This is a genomic window from Bradyrhizobium sp. 23AC (assembly GCF_054863025.1).
In genome coordinates this window covers 1-236 of sequence record NZ_JAVAYN010000304.1, presented here as the reverse complement: position 1 = coordinate 236, position 236 = coordinate 1, and the positions used below count along the sequence as shown (strand labels likewise).

At 66.5% G+C, this 236-nt stretch carries 1 protein-coding gene; it reads right to left on the bottom strand.

Annotation, left to right across the window (positions count from 1 at the left end; translation table 11 throughout):
• On the bottom strand, positions 1–218 hold a 218-nt coding region (locus RAD10_RS42520; protein ID WP_461622094.1), incomplete at its 3' end, for a FecR domain-containing protein.
• Positions 219–236 lie beyond the last annotated feature (18 nt).

Genomic DNA, 236 nt, shown 5'->3' with positions numbered 1-236 from the left:
ACCGAAGGCGAACGGATCTGGAAGCGATCATCGCGTCGCTTCGCATGCGTGACCTGGCTCTCGACTTCGCCGGCGCGCAGCTCAAAGACGCGATCGGCGACGCCGGTCAGCGCGACGTGCCGCAGTCTCTCGATATTGAGTTCGCCGTTCTGCGCGACCGTCACGTATGAGCCGCCGGGCAGCTCGAGCGTCGCGAACCCGTTCGCGCCGGTGCGCAAGCGATCGCCTTCGGCAAG